At 60.2% G+C, this 20342-nt stretch carries 19 protein-coding genes and 1 pseudogene; 7 read left to right on the plus strand and 13 right to left on the minus strand.

Translation table 11 applies throughout. From position 1 onward, the window contains the following. Positions 1-33 precede the first annotated feature (33 nt). The 8 genes and pseudogenes from ACK4S9_RS15930 to ACK4S9_RS15965 form a co-directional block, all read right to left on the minus strand. On the minus strand, positions 34-1305 hold the full coding sequence (locus ACK4S9_RS15930; protein WP_409727374.1) for an RNA polymerase sigma factor: 1272 nt from the start codon (positions 1303-1305) through the stop codon (positions 34-36). A gap of 92 nt (positions 1306-1397) precedes the next feature. Next, complete coding sequence (locus ACK4S9_RS15935) at positions 1398-1766, minus strand: YciI family protein (RefSeq protein WP_409727377.1); 369 nt, start codon at positions 1764-1766, stop codon at positions 1398-1400. Between the two features lie 211 nt (positions 1767-1977). After that, positions 1978-2334 carry a YciI family protein gene (locus ACK4S9_RS15940; protein ID WP_409727380.1) on the minus strand — a complete coding sequence of 119 codons (357 nt, stop codon included), beginning with the start codon at positions 2332-2334 and terminating at the stop codon, positions 1978-1980. A 33-nt stretch (positions 2335-2367) separates the two neighbouring features. Continuing rightward, positions 2368-3162, minus strand: a complete 795-nt coding sequence (locus tag ACK4S9_RS15945) for a hypothetical protein (RefSeq protein ID WP_409727383.1) — start codon at positions 3160-3162, stop codon at positions 2368-2370. A gap of 96 nt (positions 3163-3258) precedes the next feature. Next, entirely contained in the window at positions 3259-5112 is a 1854-nt protein-coding gene (locus ACK4S9_RS15950) for a PhoH family protein (RefSeq protein ID WP_409727386.1), read from the minus strand. A 247-nt stretch (positions 5113-5359) separates the two neighbouring features. Then, positions 5360-5830, minus strand: coding sequence for a peroxiredoxin (locus ACK4S9_RS15955; protein ID WP_409727390.1), 471 nt, complete (start codon positions 5828-5830; stop codon positions 5360-5362). A 200-nt stretch (positions 5831-6030) separates the two neighbouring features. Further along, positions 6031-6438, minus strand: a pseudogene (locus ACK4S9_RS15960) (SMR family transporter); the annotation flags it as partial. Positions 6439-6493: 55 nt separating this feature from the next. Then, positions 6494-6874, minus strand: coding sequence for an Mth938-like domain-containing protein (locus tag ACK4S9_RS15965; RefSeq protein WP_409727393.1), 381 nt, complete (start codon positions 6872-6874; stop codon positions 6494-6496). Between the two features lie 230 nt (positions 6875-7104). Here ACK4S9_RS15965 and ACK4S9_RS15970 point away from each other — a divergent pair, with 230 nt between their 5' ends. Both ACK4S9_RS15970 and ACK4S9_RS15975 read left to right on the plus strand, forming a co-directional pair. Beyond that, entirely contained in the window at positions 7105-8331 is a 1227-nt protein-coding gene (locus ACK4S9_RS15970) for a pyridoxal phosphate-dependent aminotransferase (protein ID WP_409727396.1), read from the plus strand. Positions 8332-8376: 45 nt separating this feature from the next. Continuing rightward, positions 8377-9696, plus strand: coding sequence for a homoserine dehydrogenase (locus tag ACK4S9_RS15975; protein WP_409727399.1), 1320 nt, complete (start codon positions 8377-8379; stop codon positions 9694-9696). A 91-nt stretch (positions 9697-9787) separates the two neighbouring features. On the opposite strand, the gene ACK4S9_RS15980 is transcribed toward ACK4S9_RS15975, so the two are convergent. Next, entirely contained in the window at positions 9788-9970 is a 183-nt protein-coding gene (locus tag ACK4S9_RS15980) for a hypothetical protein (RefSeq protein WP_409727402.1), read from the minus strand. 251 nt (positions 9971-10221) lie between these two features. Here ACK4S9_RS15980 and ACK4S9_RS15985 point away from each other — a divergent pair, with 251 nt between their 5' ends. The 3 genes from ACK4S9_RS15985 to ACK4S9_RS15995 all read left to right on the plus strand — a co-directional run bounded on the left by ACK4S9_RS15985 (position 10222) and on the right by ACK4S9_RS15995 (position 14741). Next, positions 10222-12108, plus strand: a complete 1887-nt coding sequence (locus ACK4S9_RS15985) for an MFS transporter (RefSeq protein WP_409727405.1) — start codon at positions 10222-10224, stop codon at positions 12106-12108. A gap of 40 nt (positions 12109-12148) precedes the next feature. Beyond that, positions 12149-12769, plus strand: a complete 621-nt coding sequence (locus ACK4S9_RS15990) for a hypothetical protein (RefSeq protein ID WP_409727408.1) — start codon at positions 12149-12151, stop codon at positions 12767-12769. A gap of 442 nt (positions 12770-13211) precedes the next feature. Next, positions 13212-14741 carry a tyrosine-type recombinase/integrase gene (locus tag ACK4S9_RS15995; RefSeq protein WP_409727411.1) on the plus strand — a complete coding sequence of 510 codons (1530 nt, stop codon included), beginning with the start codon at positions 13212-13214 and terminating at the stop codon, positions 14739-14741. Between the two features lie 85 nt (positions 14742-14826). On the opposite strand, the gene dnaB is transcribed toward ACK4S9_RS15995, so the two are convergent. The 4 genes from dnaB to ACK4S9_RS16015 are packed head-to-tail and all read right to left on the minus strand — an operon-like array spanning position 14827 to position 17636. After that, complete coding sequence (gene dnaB / locus ACK4S9_RS16000) at positions 14827-16176, minus strand: replicative DNA helicase (protein WP_409727414.1); 1350 nt, start codon at positions 16174-16176, stop codon at positions 14827-14829. After that, complete coding sequence (locus tag ACK4S9_RS16005) at positions 16169-16942, minus strand: hypothetical protein (RefSeq protein WP_409727417.1); 774 nt, start codon at positions 16940-16942, stop codon at positions 16169-16171. Before ACK4S9_RS16005 ends, dnaB begins: the two co-directional genes overlap by 8 nt. Further along, positions 16942-17115, minus strand: coding sequence for a hypothetical protein (locus tag ACK4S9_RS16010; protein ID WP_409727420.1), 174 nt, complete (start codon positions 17113-17115; stop codon positions 16942-16944). Before ACK4S9_RS16010 ends, ACK4S9_RS16005 begins: the two co-directional genes overlap by 1 nt. After that, a complete protein-coding gene (locus ACK4S9_RS16015; protein ID WP_409727423.1) occupies positions 17112-17636 on the minus strand; it encodes a helix-turn-helix transcriptional regulator in 525 nt (174 codons plus the stop codon). Before ACK4S9_RS16015 ends, ACK4S9_RS16010 begins: the two co-directional genes overlap by 4 nt. Positions 17637-18208: 572 nt before the next feature. Between ACK4S9_RS16015 and ACK4S9_RS16020 the strand changes: the two genes are divergently transcribed. Next, positions 18209-18799, plus strand: coding sequence for a recombinase family protein (locus tag ACK4S9_RS16020; protein ID WP_409727426.1), 591 nt, complete (start codon positions 18209-18211; stop codon positions 18797-18799). A 204-nt stretch (positions 18800-19003) separates the two neighbouring features. After that, positions 19004-20227 carry a recombinase family protein gene (locus tag ACK4S9_RS16025; RefSeq protein WP_409727429.1) on the plus strand — a complete coding sequence of 408 codons (1224 nt, stop codon included), beginning with the start codon at positions 19004-19006 and terminating at the stop codon, positions 20225-20227. Positions 20228-20342: the final 115 nt, after the last annotated feature.

Raw genomic sequence — 20342 nt, forward strand, 5'->3', positions numbered from 1 at the left:
CTCGTGCGCCCCAGGCCCACGGGGCTTTGTACGTCAAGAGCGCAAGGAGCGTGCCCGCTCCAGCAACAGCTCGCGTTCGCGGCTGTTGGCCGTCATGGCGGCGGCGCGTTCGAATTCGCTGCGCGCTTCCTCGACCCGGCCCAGCTTGGCGAGCAGGTCGGCGCGCACGCTCGGCAGCCAGTGGTAGCCGGCCAGCTTGCCCTCCGCAAGCAGCGCATCGGCCAGGGCCAGGCCGGCGGCGGGACCGTCGGCCATGCCGACCGCCACCGCGCGGTTCAGTTCGACCACGGGCGAGGGCTGGACCTGCGCCAGTTCGGCGTACAGCGTGGCGATCGCGCGCCAGTCGGTATCCATGGCGGCGCGGGCGCGCGCATGGCAGGCCGCGATCTCGGCCTGCAGCACATAGGGGCCGCGTGCGAGGCCAAGCCGGGCGGCGCGCTCGAGCGCGGCCAGGCCGCGCCGCACCAGCACCCCGTCCCAGCGCGCCCGGTCCTGGTCCAGCAGCAGCACCGGGCGGCCTTCGGCATCCAGGCGCGCTCCCATGCGCGAGGCCTGCAGTTCCATCAGCGCGACCAGGCCCTGTGCCTCCGGCTCGCCGGGGGCCAGTTCGGCCAGCATGCGGCCCAGGCGCAAGGCTTCGTCGACCAGGGCGGGACGCATCCAGTCCTCGCCGGCGGTGGCGGCATAGCCTTCGTTGAAGATCAGGTAGACCGCTTCCAGCACCGTGCCCAGGCGCTCACCCAGCTCGCTCGGCGGCGGCAGTTCGAAGGGCACGCGCGCTTCGCCCAGGCTGCGCTTGGCGCGCACGATGCGCTGGGCCATGGTGGCCTCGGGCACCAGGAAGGCGCGCGCGATCTCCTGGGTGGACAGGCCGCCCAGCAGCTTGAGGGTGAGCGCCAGGCGGGCGTCGAGCGAGAGCACCGGGTGGCAGGCGGTGAACATCAGGCGCAGCAGGTCGTCCTGGAAGACGTCGTTGCGGGCAGCGTCCAGGCTGTCGACGAAATCGGGCACGGTCAATGCCTCCTGTGCTTCGAGGTCGAGGCCGATTCTCTCCAGTTTCTGCCGCAGCAGGCGGTCGCGGCGCAGGCGGTCGAGCGCCCCGTGCTTGGCCGTGGTCGTGAGCCAGGCGCCAGGATTGTCGGGGATGCCCTGGCGCGGCCAGTGCTCGAGGGCCGCCACCAGGGCATCCTGGGCCAGCTCCTCGGCCAGGCCGACGTCGCGCACCATGCGGGCGACAACGGCCACGATCTTCGCCGATTCGATGCGCCAGACGGCGGCGATGCTGCGTTCGACCTGGGCGTCCATTCAGATCGCGGGGGCCAGGCTGCGTTCGAGGTCCCCGACCGGGAAGGCGAGGGCGATCTGCCGTTTCATGCTCTTTTCCTTTCGTGCGGGCCTCAAGAGGGCAGGTCGGCCGGCTCGTAGAGCTGGCGCACCTCGATCTCGGCATTGGCGAATTCGCCGTGCGGGTTGGGAAAGCGGCGCGACCATTCCATCGCTTCCTCGCGCGAGCGCACCTGGATCAGGGTGTAGCCGGCGACCAGTTCCTTCGTTTCGGCGAAGGGACCGTCGGTAACGCTGCGCCCCCCTTCTCCGTAGCGGATGCGCCAGCCGTCGCGGCTGGGGCGCAGGCCGTTGGCGTCGAGCAGGACGCCGGCACGGGCCAGCTCCTGGTTGTACGCGGACATGGCGTCGAACAGGGATCGAGCGGGCATGATGCCGGCTTCCGTGTCGGGGGTGGCCTTGACGATGATCATGAAACGCATGGCGGTCTCCTTGTCGTGGGGAAGCGCTTGGGCTTCTATTGGATACGACGAATGGAGTGATTGGCATTCGACATCGTGGCCGAGATATTTTCGTCACTGCGCTGCTGAATTGGGTTCCGGCCTGCGCCGGAACGACGTATCTGGCGGTGCTGGCCTGGAGACCGTCGTCCCCGCGCAGGCGGGGACCCATTTATCATGCACGCCGCCGAGCTCAGCGATCAAAGCACGGTGCGAGCCCCCGGACTTCCACCGTCGCCCACTCCGCCGCCGGACACTGCTGCGCCAGCGCGATCGCTTCCTCGCGGGTGTCGACGTTCACCAGGAAGAAGCCGCCCACCATTTCCTTGGCTTCCGCGAAGGGGCCGTCCACGATGCGCGCCTTGCCGTTCGGGACGCTCACGCGCGCCGCCCGGTCCGTCGATGCCAGCGATTCCGCGCCCAGCAGCAGGCCGCGGCTGCGCAATTCCTCGCCCCAGCGCAGCATGCGCTCGTAGAGGGCGCGGCCCTCGGGCTCGCTGCGGGCGGCGCGCTGGCCGACGGGTTCATGGATCAACAGCATGTGCGGCATCTGAATCTCTCCTCGGTAGTGGACGCGGCCATTCTATGCCGCCTTCTCTTCGCCGGCACGCTGCGGCGCGCAAGAACGCTGCACGATCCATTTGACTCCCACCTGCACCAGCAGTGCGGCGCCGGTCGCCGACAGGAAGGCCACGGCGATCGTCTGCGAGCGCAGCAGCAGCGACAGCACCAGGCAGAACACGGCAAAGGCATAGTAGCCGTTGACCATGCCGTGCAGCAGCGCCACCGCGAAGTCCGGCCCGCTGGCGCGGTGCGAGAAGCCCACCAGCACCGTGCTCATCACGGGGAACATCGCGAACAGGCCGGACAGGCGCGGACCGAGACCGGCGGCGGCATACGTCACGCTCAGCGACAGCGCGGCGCCGGCCAGCATGCGCCAGGGCAGGTCATTGGCCGGCCTGGCGGCGGCCGGCGCCGGCGCCGGACCGAACAGCCGCGGCGCCAGCAGCAGCGCGAGCACGACGGCGGCGAAGCCGGCCCACAGCGGCGGCGCCATGGCCTGGGCCTGCAGCAGCAGCAGCACGGCCAGCCCATAGGCGAGCAGGGCGGCGGTCAATGCGCGCGGCAGGCCGAGGTGGGCGCAGCGTGCATAGGCGATGCTGAAGACCAGGATGGCCAGTACCGCCAGCAGCGTGTTGGCGGCCGCGCCGGCTGCGAAGGCCGGTCCCTGTTCGAGCGCGAGCACCAGCAGGATCGGGCCGGACACGATGGGAAAGGCGGACAGCCGGCCGGCCACGCCCGGCCCCCAGCGTCGGCCGGCCAGGGTGACGAGGGCGATCAGGATCGGGACGAGCAGCAGTTTGAGCAGGAAGATCATGCGTGGCGAATAGTAGGCGCAAAAGAAAAACGCCCACCTTGCGGTGAGCGTTCCGGACTGCGCCTGCCGCCGCGGCGGCAGGCGGGATCGGCGGGCTTAGAGCACGTCGCTGGCGTGGTCCGCCAGGCGCGAGCGTTCGCCGCGCGCCAGGGTGACGTGGCCGCTGTGGCTCCAGCCCTTGAAGCGGTCGACCACGTAGGTCAGGCCGCTCGAGCCTTCGGTGAGGTAGGGCGTGTCGATCTGGGCGATGTTACCCAGGCACAGGATCTTGGTGCCGGGACCGGCGCGCGTGACCAGGGTCTTCATCTGCTTCGGCGTCAGGTTCTGCGCCTCGTCGATGATGAGGAACTTGTTCACGAAGGTACGGCCGCGCATGAAGTTGAGCGACTTGATCTTGATGCGCGAACGGATCAGGTCTTGCGTCGCGGCGCGGCCCCAGTCGCCGCCGTCGCTGTCGGACTTCATCAAGACTTCCAGGTTGTCGTCGAAAGCGCCCATCCACGGCGACATCTTTTCTTCCTCGGTGCCCGGCAGGAAGCCGATGTCCTCGCCCACCGGCACCGTGACGCGGGTGACGATGATCTCGTTGTACTGCTTGGTTTCCAGCACCTGCGCCAGGCCCGCGGCCAGCGCCAGCAGGGTCTTGCCGGTGCCTGCCTGGCCGAGCAGGGTGACGAAGTCGCACTCCGGATTCATCAGGAGGTTGAGCGCGAAGTTCTGCTCGCGGTTGCGCGCCGTGATGCCCCACACGTTGTTCTTGTTGTGGCTGTAGTCGCGCAGGGTCTGGAACACCGCGGTCTTGCCGTTGATCTGCTTGACCTGGCCGTAGAAGGGCGCTTCGCCACCCCGCGGCTCGATGAACACGAACTGGTTCACGAGCAGGGTCGGGATCACCGGACCGGTCACGCGGTAATAGGTGGCCGAGTTGCCGTTCTTGTTCTCCTGCCAGGACTCCATGTCCTTGCCATGCTTGTTCCAGAAATCGTCCGGCAGCTGGACGATGCCCGAGTACAGCAGGTCGGTGTCTTCCAGCACGTGGTCGTTGAAGTAGTCCTCGGCCGGCAGGCCCAGCGCACGGGCCTTGATGCGCATGTTGATGTCTTTCGACACCAGCACGATGGCGCGGCCGTCCATGCGCTCTTCCAGCGCACGCACCACGCCCAGGATCTGGTTGTCGGCCTTGCCTTCCGGCAGGCCTTCCGGCAGCGGCGCCGATTCCAGGTTGGTCTGGAAGTACAGGCGCCCGCGCGCATCCTTGTTGCCGAGCTTGGCCAGCGGGATGCCGGCCTCGATCGCGTCGTCGTCGACGTTGGCGATCAGGGCGTCGAGGGTGCGCGCCACCTGGCGGGCGTTGCGCGCGACTTCCGACATGCCCTTCTTGTGGTTGTCGAGCTCTTCCAGCGTCATCATCGGCAGGTAGACGTCGTGTTCCTCGAAGCGGAACAGCGAGGTCGGATCGTGCATCAGGACGTTGGTGTCGAGCACGAACACCTTGGTGGTGCCGCTCTTGTCGGCCTTGCGGCTGGTGGAGGACTTGACGTTGACTTCGACCGGCTTGTGCTTGGCCGGATGCGGCTGGTCGGCATCGAGCTCGCGCAGGCGTGCGCCGACGCCGTCATTCGACTTGCGGGCCGGGCCCTTGGCCAGCGGGGCTCCGCCGGTCGGCGCTGCGGCGGCGGGTGCGCCGACGACGTTGACGGGAGCGGTGCCGGTCGTGCCTGCGGCGACCGCATCATTGGCGGCAGGGGCCGCAGGGGCGGCGGCGGCCTTGGCCTTGCGTGCCCGGGCCGCCTTCGGCGTCGGCACGGCCTGGCCGCTGATCAGTTCTTCGAGTTCGGCGTCAGCGGTCGCGGACGCCGGCCGCACGGGCGACTTGCCCGGTTCGGCCTTGGGATAATCTTTTGCCAGCAGCATGGTCGCTGGCTTGCTTGGCATTTTTGGCAGTGGCATCAGGTTCTCGATTCGAAAAAGGACTTAAATAGGACGTGCGGGCGCAGCTCGGGGCGCGCCGCTGCACGAAAACGATGCTACTTGGAGGTGGTGCTGAGGCTGGCGATGCCAGCTTGAGGGCTGCGGCCGGAGGATGCCGGTCCGGCAGCAGCGGGAAGAATAATGCTGATGAAATACGTGGTGACTCAAAATAGGTGGCAATGTCCAGCAAAGTTATCGGTAACTGGGTTGCTGGAGCCATCCGTTTTCAGGGCTGGCTCTTCAGAAATTCCAGCACTTCGGCCACGTGGTCGTTGACTTTCACGCCACGCCATTCTTTCACCAATCGGCCTTGAGCGTCAATGATAAACGTACTGCGCTCAACACCGCGCACTTGTTTGCCGTACATGTTTTTCATCTTCATGACACCGAACCGGTTACAGACCGTTTCCTCCGGATCGGAGATCAGTTCGAAGGGCAGGCCCAGCTTGCCCTTGAAGTTTTCGTGCGAGCGCAGCGAGTCGCGGCTGATGCCGTAGATCTCGGCATGGGCGGCCTGGAACTCCGGGTAGGCTTCGCGAAAGGCGATGCTCTCGGTGGTGCAGCCCGGCGTGTTGTCCTTGGGATAAAAGTACAGCACGGTGTACTTTGCCGGACGGCCGGCCAGCTCGAAGCTCTGGCCTCCCGTCATGGGAGCGGTGAAATTGTCGACGGTTGCGGCGGTTTGGCTCTCGGCCACGGGATTCTCCTGGTGTCATGGCGCACTGGCGCCGGGTCCCTGCAGGGCAGCGGATACCGGCATGATAATCGGCGCGGCCGCCCCTTGCTAGTCCGTATTTACATCAAACATGGGGACAATGCTGGTGCGGACCGGGTCTCAATCCGCAATATGGCGCAGGTTTTCATTCCTTCAAGATGCAAAATGGAAATAATTTGGGCTCAGCTACGCGCCAGCAGCACCACGCCCAGCACGATGACGCCGAGCGCCAGCATGCGCTGCGGCGAGATCACTTCCCCCAGGAACATCCAGGCGCCCACGGCGCCGATCACGTAGCCGAGCGAGAGCATCGGGTAGGCGACCGTGACGTCGGTGCGCGACAGGCCCAGGATCCAGACCACCAGCGAGACGCCGTAGCACAGCATGCCGAGCACGATCGGCCACTGGGTGGCGACTTTCAGGCCGGTCATGAACCAGTTGTCGCGGGTGAGGTGGATGGCGCCGCCGAGGGCGTTGGTGCCGGCCTTGAGCAGGAGCTGGGCGGCGGCGTTCAGGATGACGCCGGTGATGATGAAGGCGAAGGCCGATGCGTTCATGGTCGTGGTGGATTGCAGGGACTGGAAGGACGCGACCGGGGACGCGCCGCGCCTGGGCGCGGCGGCTCGGAACGCGGCAGGGCGGGAATCAGGTGCCGCTGCCGATGATCAGGGCCAGCGTGACCTTGCGGCCTTCGCCCATCAGCACGTTGTAGGTGCGGCAGGCGGCCTGGTTGTCCATGCAATCCACGCCGACGTGCATGGCGGACAGGCTGGCGACCAGTTTCGGGTGGACGAAACGCTGGCGCTCGCCGGTGCCGAGCACCACGACGTCGGGCGCATCCCTGGCGATTTCCTCGAAATGGGCGGCGCTCAGGTCCTCGAAACGGCGCACGTTCCAGGGACGCGGCGGCACCTCCGGCATCACCGTCAGGCTGAAGTTGAAACGCTGGGCGTTGATCTCGACACCGCTGGCGTCATAGCCGGTGACGGTCTGGTACTGCTGGGTATTGTCGGAATGGAGCTTCATCGTAGTGCGCTTGCGGTGTTGGCGTCGAAGCATGCATTGTAACCGCAGCGGCGCGCCGTCCCGCATCCGGGGCGGATGGACGGCAAGCCAGGCCCGTTTGGCGGCGTTTCGGCAGGATTTTATTCGGTCGGGAGGGGGTGAGGTTGCTTAAATCGGGCGCTTTCGGCAGAATGGGTATTTTTCGCACTGCAACAAAGCGCAAGCGCGAGACCTAGCTCACAGGGGATACTTTGCGACCGATCCTGAAATCGAACAAGCTGGACGACGTCTGCTACGAAATCCGCGGCCCGGCCATGGAAAAGGCCCGCGAGATGGAAGACGACGGCCAGAAGATCATCAAGCTGAACATCGGTAACCTGGCCGTGTTCGGTTTCGATCCGCCCGACGAGATCGTGCACGACATGATCCGCAACATGCACGGCGCGGCCGGCTACACCGACTCCAAGGGCATGTTCGCACCGCGCAAGGCGGTCATGCACTATACCCAGAGCAAGAACATCGAAGGCGTCGGCATCGACGACATTTACCTGGGTAATGGCGCATCGGAACTGATCGTGATGGCCATGCAGGGCCTGCTCAACAACGGCGACGAGGTGCTGGTGCCGGCGCCCGATTATCCGCTGTGGACCGCGGCGGTGAGCCTGGCCGGCGGCAATCCGGTGCACTACGTGTGCGACGAGCAGGCCGGCTGGCTGCCGGACATCGAGGACATGCGCAGGAAGATCACGCCGAACACGCGCGCCATCGTCGTCATCAATCCGAACAACCCGACCGGCGCCCTGTACCACCGCGAGGTGCTGCTCGAGATCGTCGAGCTGGCGCGCCAGCACGGCCTGATCGTCTACGCCGACGAGATCTACGACAAGACCCTGTACGACGGCGCCGAGCACGTCTCGATCGCCTCGCTGGCCGACGACGTGCTGTTCCTGACCCTGAACGGCCTGTCCAAGAACTACCGCTCCTGCGGCTACCGGGCCGGCTGGATGGTGGTGTCGGGCGACAAGCGCCACGCCAAGGGTTACATCGAAGGCCTGAACATGCTGGCCTCGATGCGCCTGTGCGCCAACGCGCCGGGCCAGTTCGCGATCCAGACCGCGCTTGGCGGCTACCAGAGCATCGCCGACCTGGTCGGCCCCGGCGGGCGCCTCCTGAAACAGCGCGACCTCGCGCACAAGCTGCTCACCGATATTCCGGGCGTGTCCTGCGTCAAGCCAAAAGCGGCGCTGTACATGTTCCCACGCCTCGACCCGAAGATGTACCCGATCGCGGACGACCAGCAGTTCATCTGCGAACTGCTGTCCGAGGAAAAAGTGCTGCTGGTGCAAGGCACTGGCTTCAACTGGATCGCACCGGACCACTTCCGGCTGGTGTTCCTGCCCAATTCCGACGACCTGACGGATGCCTGCGGACGCATTGCGCGCTTCCTTGACGGCTACCGAAGGCGCCACACGCGCTGACGGTCCGAACGGTCCTCAGTTCGCTCATTCACGAGATACGAGATCATGAAACCCATCAAAGTAGGCCTCCTGGGCATCGGCACCGTCGGCGCCGGCACCTTCAACGTTCTTCAACGCAACCAGGAGGACATCCGCCGCCGCGCCGGCCGCGGGATCGAGATTACGATGGTGGCGGCGCGCAACCTGGACAAGGCGCGCGGGATCGTGGGCGCCGGCGTGGAAGTCGTCGGCGACCCCTTCGCCGTGGTGAATCATCCGGACATCGACATCGTCGTCGAGCTGATCGGTGGCTACGAGCTGCCGCGTGAGCTGGTGCTCAAGGCAATCGCCAACGGCAAGCACGTCGTCACGGCGAACAAGGCGCTGCTGGCCCTGCACGGCAACGAGATCTTCGCCGCGGCCCAGGAAAAGGGCGTGATGGTGGCCTTCGAGGCGGCCGTCGCCGGCGGCGTGCCGATCATCAAGGCGCTGCGCGAAGGCCTCACCGCCAATCGTATCGAATCGGTGGCCGGCATCATCAACGGCACCACCAATTTCATCCTGTCGGAAATGCGCGAGAAGGGCCTGGACTTCGCCACCGTTCTCAAGCAGGCGCAGGAGCTGGGCTATGCCGAGGCCGACCCGACCTTCGACATCGAGGGCGTGGACGCGGCGCACAAGCTCACCATCATGTCGGCGATCGCCTTCGGCATCCCGGTGCAGTTCGACAAGGCCTACATCGAGGGCATCAGCCAGCTGCAGGCGCGCGACATCTCGTATGCCGAGCAGCTCGGCTACCGCATCAAGCTGCTGGGCATCACGCGCCGCACCCATACCGAGAGCGGCGAGGGGATCGAACTGCGCGTGCACCCGACCCTGATTCCGGAGACGCGCCTGATCGCCAACGTCGAAGGCGCGATGAACGCGGTGCTGGTGCAGGCCGATGCGGTCGGCGCTTCGCTGTACTACGGCAGGGGCGCCGGTTCCGAGCCGACCGCCTCGGCCGTGATCGCCGACCTGGTCGACGTGACCCGCCTGGCCACCGTCGACCCGTACTGCCGCGTGCCGCACCTGGCCTTCCAGCCGAACGAGATGACCGACGTCGCCATCGTGCCGATGGCCGAGATCACCACCAGCTACTACCTGCGCGTGTATGTGAAGGACCAGCTCGGCGTGATGGCCGACCTGACCCGCATCCTGGCCGATGCCGGCATCTCGATCGACGCGGTGCTGCAGAAGGAGCCGGGCGACCAGGTCAACCTCGACATCATCCTGCTGACCCACCAGACCCGCGAGAAGAACATCATCGCGGCAATCGAGAAGATCGAGAAGCTGCCGGCCGTGATCGGCAAGGTGACGCGGATTCGCCTGGAAACGCTGGCCTGAGACCGTGGTCGCCGGAGCGGCGGCCGGGCATCACATGATTCAATTTTGCGGCCTTGCTCGCAAAATTGAATCATTTTTTTTGCCCGGCGCCTCAGGTCTGCGGTAGATCAAGCCGTTGCATCGCATGCGGGGGCAGGGCATCCTGCCAGGCTGGTGGCGCGGTGTCGTCATCGTCGATGAAGGCACAGGACAGGGCCAGCATGTCGTGTTCGATGTGGTCGAACAGCGCGGTTGTCACGCTGGCGTAGCGGAGGAGGAAGTCGGAAGAAGTCATCCGCGGATTCTACCTGCGCTGCGCTGCACAATCATGTTGTATGTACCGGTGCTTGAGACGTTTCAATCAACTTTATCAATGCCTCCGGTTGACATGGCGCGCCGCTTGAACCGTTTGGCGGTCTATGCTTTTTACCCATCCGGTATCGCCAGCCGCCACTTTACGGTTTAGTATCGGCAATACAACGATGAAACAGAGCAATAGCCCAGTGGCTGTTGTAGATTACGAAACTCTCGTTCAAGACAAGCTGCATGAGCCAACCAAGCCAGTTCTCCCTGCTGACCCAGCGTCGCTTCGGCCCCTTTTTCTGGACCCAGTTCTTTGGCGCCTTCAACGACAACCTGTTCAAGACCGCGCTGCTGGTCGCGCTGACCTTCGACACGGCGAACTGGACCACGCTTGATCCGGGCATGCTGAACAACCTGATCGCCGGCCTGTTCATCCTGCCCTTCGTACTGTTCTCGGCGACCTCGGGCCAGATCGCCGACAAGTTCGACAAGGCGCGCATGGCCAGGTTCGTCAAACTGCTGGAAATCGCCATCATGCTGGTGGCCGGGATCGGCTGGCTGACCCAGACGCTGTGGGTGCTGGTCGCCGCGGTGGTCGGCATGGGCCTGCACTCGACCCTGTTCGGGCCGGTCAAGTACGCTTATCTGCCGCAGCACCTGAAATCCGACGAACTGGTGGGCGGCAATGGCGTGATCGAGATGGGCACGTTTGTCGGCATCCTGCTGGGCGAAGTCGCCGGTACGCTGCTGGTCGGCATCAAGCCCTGGGGCATCGAACTGGTCGCCGGCGGCACGCTGCTGTGCGCACTGCTCGGCCTGGCCGCCAGCTGGCGCATTCCGCCCTCGCCGGCGCCGGCGCCCGAGTTGAAAATCAGCCGCAACCCGTTTGCCGAGTCGATCCGCAACCTGAAGTTCTCGCGCCAGAACCGCACCGTGTTCCTGTCGATGCTGGGCAATTCCTGGTTCTGGTTCTACGGCGCGCTGATGCTGTCGCAGTTCCCGCTGTACGCCAAGGATTACCTGCACGGCGACCACAGCGTGATCATGCTGCTCCTGACCGTGTTCTCGCTCGGGATCGGCGCCGGCTCCCTGCTGTGCGAGAAACTGTCCGGCCGCAAGGTGGAGATCGGCCTGGTGCCTTTCGGTGCGATCGGCCTGTCGGTGTTCGGGATCGACCTGTATTTCGCGAGCGTGGCCTACACCAACACGGCGCCGGTGGATGCGATCGCGCTGCTGGGCCTGCCGGGCGTATGGCGCATCATGCTGGACCTGGTCCTGATCGGCGTGTTCGGCGGCCTGTTCATCGTGCCGCTGTTCGCCCTGATCCAGACCCGCTGCGACCAGAAGCACGTCTCGCGCACCATCGCCGGCATGAACATCCTGAATGCGCTGTTCATGGTGGCCGCCGCCGGGGTCGCCATCGTGCTGCTGGGGCAGGGCTTCACGATTCCCGAGATGTTCCTGGTGACCGCGCTGCTCAATGCCTGCGTGGCGGTGTACATCTTCTCGCTGGTGCCGGAATTCCTGATGCGCTTCCTGGCCTGGCTCCTGATCCACACCGGCTACCGCGTGCGCACCATCGACGCCGACCGCATTCCGGAGCAGGGCGCGGCGGTACTGGTCTGCAACCACGTGAGCTATGTCGACGCGCTGGTCATCGGCGCCGCCAGCCCGCGCCCGATTCGCTTCGTGATGGATCACCGCATCTTCCGCACGCCCTTCCTGCGCTGGATCTTCCGCGCCGCCAAGGCGATCCCGATCGCGCCTGGCAAGGAAGACCCGTTCATGATGGAGCGCGCTTTCGTCGACATCGCGGAAGCGCTGCACCAGGGTGAGCTGGTGTGCATCTTCCCGGAAGGCAAACTGACCCATACCGGCGAGATCAATGAATTCCGCAGCGGGGTCGCCAAGATCGTCGAGCGCAGCAAGGTCCCGGTGATCCCGATGGCGCTGCGCGGGCTATGGGGCAGCGTGTTCACGCGCGACAAGTCGAACGTGTTCGAGCGCTCGTTTGCGCGCGGAATCCGCTCGCGTCTGGCGCTGGCGGTGGGGCAGCCGGTGGCGCCCGAGGCGGCCTCGCCCGAGTACCTGCAGCAGCAGGTGCTGGCCCTGAGAGGGGAGTGGAAATAGGCAGGGCCCGTGATGATCGTGAGCGGACCTGGGTCGACTGTTGAATCTTATCCGCAACCGCATGCGCAAGGAATACCTGATGCGAGCTTTCATTCTTGCTGCCTTCCTGTCCTGCTCTGCGTCGTCTGGCGTGATGGCATGCGGGCCAGTTGCACCTGAGTTTTGGGAAGACTCGCCAAAGCGCGTGAAGTCGAATTTCGACAATGCGGAATTTGTGGTCGTTGCGCTTGTCAGCGACGTCAGAAATGTGTCGGTCCCGGATAAGACATTCCCCCATTTTTCATCCATCGTAGAGCGCGCCAAATTTCGCGTCGAGCGCTCATACAAGGGGAAGCTGAATCCCGGCGATACGTTCACGATCGAATCCGGCAAGACTGTTTGTGGGCGCGGGGTCTTGAGCGCGGAATGGGTCCCCCCTACATCCGGGGACGAGTCGCCGCGAGCCGAATACCCAAAACGATGGCTCATCTATTACACGCCAACGCCGTTCATGCCAGATTCCCCCGTCCAGCCTCCGGCTTTCGAAATCAGCGTATCACGGCAGACCATGCCAGTGGACTATGCATCCTATGACCTGGAGCTGCTAAAGAAGTTTGCTGGGTCATGGGCACGGCAGGATGAGCAGTACAAGCGTACACAAGCTCAGCCGCCACACCGCTAGCAGTTCGGGCATGACCGAACCAAACGAAGATTGCGGCGAGCAGATTTGTCACGGCGCAGAGCCAAGACTGGGCGAAATACACACGTCCGACGTCTCGCCGAAGTGCCATTCCAATGCTTGTCTGGCGCTCGAAGTCAGCTCGGACATGGATGGGCTCTGTAGGCATTACGGAGCCACAAAAAAGAAAAGGCCAACCGATGGTTAGCCCTTGATATTGTTGGTCGGGGCGAGAGGATTCGAACCTCCGACCCCCTGCACCCCATTTAGGTCGCCGAAATGTCCATAGACATCTACAACTGTCTATGGTCTAAAATTTTACCTATATATTTCAACGACTTGTGGCAATCTTGTTGTCTCGCAACGTACACTTATGTACACTAGAAGCCGAGCACTTTTTCTTACCGGTTTCTTACCAACATCGGAATGGGGCAACGCGACAACGATGGCAGCGCATAGACTGACAGCAACAAAAATTGAAAAGCATAAGCTCACTCGTGATGACGAAATAGTGACGGATGGTAACGGACTGTACCTCCGGTTTCGACGTGGCAGTTCAGGAGCAACTTCCAAAACGTGGATGTACGCATACAAGGTGGGAAAAAAGTCTTCCTATCTGCGGCTAGGAGAGTACCAAGCGAATATTTCGGAATTCGACATCGGTCTGTATCGCCTTCCAGAGAACTCTCGTCTCTCGCTTGAGATTGCTCGTAGGGTGGCTGCTGAAGTTACTGACTGGCGGAAGCGAGGCTTAGATCCCAAACTCCATATTCAGTTGGAGTTGGATCGACTTGCAACGAAGGCACAGACAGAAAGTATTGAGGCGGAACGAGCTAGGTTGTTAGCACAGGCTGATCTGCTAACTCTAGGGGACCTATTCGAGGCTTGGTTAAGAGATGGTGTACGGCGTAAGGACGGTAACGCAGAACTTCGTCGAACGTTCAACCTAGACATATTGCCCGTGCTTGGGCAGAAGCCATTAAGGAATGTTACAGAGCATGATGTGCGAGCCGTTCTACGCTCCATAGTTGACCGCGGAGTAAACCGTACAGCCGTCATAGCTAAGAATAACCTGACGCAAATGTTTGCTTGGGCCGGCAAGCGCCAGCCCTGGCGGAAGCTTTTGATCGAAGGTGATCCTATGTCCCTTATTGAGATCGAAAAGATTGTGAGCCCAGAATATGACCTTCATAACCGACGCGATCGTGTGCTTGAAATAACTGAGATCAGCGAGCTTTATTCGATATTCCGTAAGTCACGTTCTCAATATGAGGCGGCGCCCAATAAGCGCGTAGCTGTGCAGCCGATTGAGCGGCACACCGAGCTAGCGGTAGGAATTATGCTGTCGACTATGTGCCGTGTTGGGGAATTGTCAATGGCTCGCTGGGAACATATAGATCTTGCATTAGGAAAGTGGTTTATTCCTCGCGATAATGTGAAGGGGAATTTTTCTGACCACTCAGTTTATCTATCTGAATTCTCCACAGAATTATTTCGGCAACTATATGAAATCTCGGGAGAAGGTGAATGGTGTTTCCCATCCAGAGATAAGCTGACCCATATCAATACGAAAGCAGTTAGCAAGCAGATCGCCGACCGGCAGGCAATGTTTAGAAAGAGTCAAGGGATTGAGCATTGCTCTGGCCTACAAAACCGCCGTAGCGATAACACACTTGTACTGGCCAAAGGGAAAAATGGTGCCTGGACACCGCACGATCTGCGTAGAACTGGCGCAACGATCATGCAAAAATTGGGTATTCCATTGGAAACGATCGATCGCTGCCAGAACCATGTCCTACCTGGAAGTAAAGTACGCAGGCACTATCTCCATCATGATTACGCAGACGAGAAGAGGAGCGCATGGCAGCAGCTTGGGCAGTACGTGAAAGCGTTATCATCTCAGCCGCCGTTAGAACTCATACCCAACGCCACTTCATCGAGGAACATCAATGAAGACCTTGTGGCGTTGAGATGATAATTTCTACCTATGCGGGTCGATCGAACTGCCGTGACGCCCGCTCAAAGTACTGCGGCTTGTTTATGCCTTACGGCCTCCGGGCCTAAAGTCGCGCAGCTAGCCCCCTCTTGGTTTCTGCTTGTGCTTGAGGGCGCCACGGACTTGCCAACGACTCGAATCGGGTTTCTTCTCCAATATATCGCAACCCCACGCGACCGGGAGCTCCTTGACGACATAGCGCAATATCAACCTCGCAAATTCCTTTGTCATTACTGTTTGGATCATATACTTCGTCTCGGTACAGGAAAATTACAGCATCAGCGTCTTGCTCAATCGCCCCTGAATCGCGGAGGTCCGATGGTTGGGGCCTTCTATTAGGACGCTTTTCCAAATCACGGTTTAACTGGGATAGCAAAATAATCCCTATTTCTAATTCTTTCGCAAGCGATTTGAGCCCACGTGTGATTCCTTCAATCTGTGCATTTCGCGTGTCTCCGTCGCCATCCATCAATTGGAGATAGTCGATGACTAGCAAGTCTAAGCCGTGACGACGCTTCAAGGCTTTTGCTTTCATTTTGATGTCGAAAAGTCGCAAGCCGCCCTGGTCATCTAGGTAGAGCTGCATGGTATTTAGGATTTGAACTGATTCCGTTACTCGGGCCCACTCGTCCTGCCCCAGTCGTGACGGTTGTAGTAACCATGGCAATGGAATGCGCCCGAGGTAAGCAACATTGCGATCGTGGAGCTGTTGTCGCGGCATTTCCATAGACAAAAATAGTACGCTTGAGTGCTTGGCTACATTGCAGGCGACATTAAGGGCGAAGCCGGTTTTCCCCATCTTTGGTCGCGCAGCGACGACAATGAGCTCTCCTGGGGCCACACCTCCATTTAATTTTGCGTCTATTTCAGCGAAACCGGTTGGTGTTCTTGTGCCACGACCTTCTAACCGACGGTCGAGCTCGCGGAAGTATTCCACCATGTCTGCGCCGGCATGAACCGGCACAATTTTTGTCTGGCCATTGCTAAGTCGTTCCAGTTCAGATGAGGCCTGATCAAGCAACACATCTGTGGGCTCTCGCGAGACCCCAGCAGATTCCGCAATCTTACGACCAACAGCAACCAAGGCACGTTTGATTGCTTTCTCGCGCACGATTTCACTATAGCGTCGAATGTTCGCGGACGATGGCGTCGAGTGGACCAACGATATTAGATAACTCCCACAGTCCGTGATTTTCTTATCTAATGCAGCGACTACGGATATAACGTCACACGAGGTCCCGCTGTCAATCTGACGTATTATTTCCTCGAAAATTTTGGCATGATCAGCCAGATAAAAATGCTCGGGCTTTAGCGATGCCATATTGTCCACGCTGTTAGAGTCAATGAGGAGGGCTCCCAACACAGATTGCTCAGCCTCAACGCTATGCGGCAAAATTTGCGGAGAGTTATTCATACTTTTGTTCCCTTACCTTTGTGAAATTCGACGATTTGGTTAGCCACTCGAGATCCGCCAAGAAAGGGCGCTTTTTTGGATCCGATTGGTGCCCAACGAGAAACGAGCAAGACTTGACATAAGTGAAATAGTTTTCCCAGTATTCCAAATTCTGTCGTACTACGTCCTCATTCCAACGCGCCCGCAGCTGCGCCTGCCTTGCAGGCGTCCAGTCACGTACTCTCGGACACATCGGCAAAATTCGATGGTAGATATCGATGATCTTTTGGTGTGGACATGGTGTTGAGTGGCGCGGTTCAGGGACAGCCGTCCCAAGAAGCGTTGGCGAACTAGCTACTTTGCTGTCAAACTCTTCCGTCGTTTCTAAATCCAAAAAGTCTGCTGTTCTGGTACCAAAGACTGTTGTTCCAGAGGAAGAGATTTTGGCAGTGCCGGCTGCTTTCCGGCGTGCGTCGCAAGAACGCCGTTTGGCTGAGGTTCCGTTGTGTTCGTTGAAACGCGTGATGCTGATTCCACTTGGCTCCTCGGCAATCCATCCCACTGCTATCAGCGCTGCCGAAAACTGCGGGATGGTGGTCTTCCGATCAATGGCGGAGAGGCTAAGGCCAGGCATGAACCCTGATTCGGTATGTTCGTCTGCTACTGACCAAAGCCAGTAGAGGCCTCCGATAATCGTTGCTTCGGATGCCCCCGTTAGATCGCATAAGCGGGAAATTCTCGGGTCATCCCACAAATTAGTGCGCATTTTTATCCAGGTTGCCCCCATCACTGCTCTCCGCATCCCAGAACAAGAGCGTCCTGCAAGTTTGCTCTAGCTAAATCGCTGCTCGTTGCCTCTTTACCTGCCGACAATGCCAACAGTACGTTCTGTTGGTGCGGCACAAGCTGGCTGTTCAGGCTCTCAAGGAAATCATGAAGAAATTCGACAGCATGCTTCACGATGCATCTCCCACGCGTTTGGCCATCCACTCATCGACCTCTTGCTCTAAGAAGGCTACGGCCCTGGGACCTATCGGAATTTGAGGAGGGAATGCATCTAACGACAGCAGCTTGTAAATGGTACTTCGCGCCAGCCCCACCTTCTTACAGACCTCGCTCATTCGTAGGAACCGATGTCGCTCGCCAGAACCTGCGCGCCACTTCCCTCGCATGCGGTTGATATCGTTGCCAGCTTCTTCACCGTCAGTGTTTGGCTGCCCAGCAGTCGTGCACTGGCTTGCGTAGAGGGTCATGCTCTGGGGCCGCCCACTGTCTACGATGCCGTAGTTCTTGATGGTAGACGCTTCTTTGCTGTAAAGCTCCTGGACGACCTGTCTGACAGTCTCGCTGATGCTCATGCGGGAAGAACTTCCGTCAACCTTGTACTTGTACTGAGGTACGTAACCACCAACATTGAAAGTGAGTACCGGGCGAACGCTACCTTGAGAGGGAGCCGGCTGAAATTTTGAGTCTTTTTTCATTTTCCAAAGCCGCACTGACATGTCTACGAAGGTCTACATGTAGCGGCTACCAGCAACCTTAAGACCACTTTTCAGAAAACTTGGAATTTTGTTTGTTGTTGTATTTCTGACACACTGCTAGCTCGTCGCAGGTGCGTGTAGCACCTGAAACCGTGTGATAGAACTGTTGGGTGAGCGCATCCATATCGTCACGAGCTGGCTACATACCAGAAGGATGCGGATGGAAGGCAAACAGGAGCGGTCTACCGGGCTTGCCGTCGTCGCGAACGGGTACCTAACCCGTCAGGGTTAGGAGAGGAGGGCTTGAACTCTCTTCTACTTCTATCTCTTTCTCTAGCTCCACAAGATGTCCACACAATCTCCGCATCATTTCCGCATGTAATGCGGAATTTCGCGAGGCAACCTACTGACCCTCGGGTAGAGCAAGGTTACCGCATTGGATGTGTTGAAAATCGACCATTTTCTAACACCTTGTCGTCAGCCTTTAAAAGTGTGTTGGAAAAATAGCCTTTGTATATATCAACATGTTGATATATATTGATGAGGTTTTTCAACACTCTTGGGGAGCGGTGATGGCAGTGTTTGGGTATGGGCGAGTGTCAACAGTAGAGCAGACGGCGGACAACCAACGGCTTGAGATCGAACGTGCAGGCTATGCAGTTGAGTACTGGTTCGCCGACATAGTTAGCGGCAAAGCGCACGCATCGCAGCGGCCACAGTTCAGCAACATGCAGGCGAAGTTGAGAAAGAAGGACACGGTCGTAGTGTCCAAGCTCGACCGCCTTGGCCGCGATGCCCCAGACGTACTAACGACCATCAAAACGCTGGCGGCCCTCGACGTTGAGGTCGTCGTGCTCCAGCTCGGGAAGCTTGATCTGACATCGCCTGCCGGGAAGCTCATGCTTGCCATGCTGGCTGCTGTGGCTGAGATGGAGCGCGATCTGATTGTAGAGCGTACTCAAGCTGGACTCGCTCGCGCCAAGGCAGAAGGTAAGTCTTTAGGACGGCCTTCTAAGCTGACGCAAGAACAGCGCCGAGCGATCGTGGAGGGTTATGCTAGGAAGCAGAGTATCAGCGCCCTGGCGAGGCAATTTGGTGTCTCACGATCCACTGTCCTGACAGTTGTGACCCCGCGTCCGGTAACCTCGCTGGCGAGCGTGTAAGCAGATCTATTGCCACCTCGATGCTGACGCCACTTTCGTGCAAGTAGGCGGCAGCAAATCGAACCCCGTGAAGCCGTGATAGCTCAACGGCGGTTGCCAACACTGAAGGACTCATAGCTCTCTCGTGCGTCGTGGTTACTCATCCTTATATAGTCTTTCAACAGCCGTTGTACTTATTGAGCTGGCTCAACGTTGGAGACGAATATGGTGCACGAGGTCGAAGACCGTGCTGTGATGTACGTCCGAATGTCGACGGAGAGTCAAGACTATTCGACCGACCACCAGCGCGCGAAAATTCAGGAATATGCTCGCAAACATGGCATCGCTGTCATCCGCGAGTACGCAGATGACGGCAAAAGCGGTCTCGACATCAAGCGTCGAGCCGGTCTGCGTGCACTTATGAGCGACGTGCAATCGGTTCGACCTGATTTTAGTCGTATTCTCGTGTACGACATCAGCCGCTGGGGCCGATTCCAAGATATAGATGAGGCGGCCTATCACGAGCATACCTGCCGGCGTGCAGGTATCGAAGTCATCTACTGCGGCGAGCAGTTCTCAGGCAATGGCGGCCCTTACGATTCTCTCTTGAAAAGCATGAAGCGCGTGATGGCCGCTGAGTACAGTCGCGAGCTGTCCGAGAAGGTGTTCGCTGCTCAGTGCCGGTTCATTGAGATGGGGTTTAAGCAGGGCGGCCACGCTGGGTACGGCCTGCGCCGCCTAGCCATCAAAGCCAGCGGCGAACCAAGGGCTGTGCTCGAATATGGTGAAGCCAAAATCTCAGCTACGGATCGGGTGATTCTTATTCATGGTCCTGATGAAGAAGTCGCGACGGTACGCAGGATTTACTCGTGCTACTTGAACGATCAACTCAGCGAAGCAGCCATCGTCAGGTTGTTGAAGAGCGAGCAGGTGCCAAGTGAGTTCGGACGGCCTTGGACGCAGGCCATGGTGCACTCTGTGCTATCCAACATTAAATACTGCGGTGCTCTTGCTTACAACAGGCGCTCCTCCAAACTGTCTAATCAGCGCATACGCAACGCTCGTTCTGACTGGATCGTGAATCCTGATGCGGTCGAGCCGATCATTCCGTTTGATTTCTTTGAGCGAGTTCAGGCGGAGCACGCTCGCCGACTGCGCCGATACACCCGCCCGGAGCTGGTTGCCCTCCTACAGGATTGCTATCAACGGCACGGGAAGGTCAACGCGAAGGTGATTGCAGCGGACTCAGCAATGCCAGACCCGCAACTCTTTGTGCGGTCGTTTGGCTCACTGGTGAAGGCGTACACAGCAGCCGCCCTGCCGCGATCTCTGACGTATGCGTTCGTCGAAACGAAGGCAAAGTTGTCGGTCATGCGACATCGCCTCCTAGCGCAGGTAGAGGCGCTTGTACAGGCCGCAGGGAGTAACATCGAACCCACCTCGATATAGTGGATCCACCTTTTGAGACAGCGACCACGGGGTAGTTTAAGCTGTTGTCCGCGAAAGGATGACAGCAAATGGGTGAAGCAAAGAAACGCAAGGTGCACACGGCAGAATTCAAGGC

It is taken from the genome of Massilia sp. (assembly GCF_046293535.1).
Classification (GTDB): Bacteria; Pseudomonadota; Gammaproteobacteria; order Burkholderiales; family Burkholderiaceae_D; genus Telluria.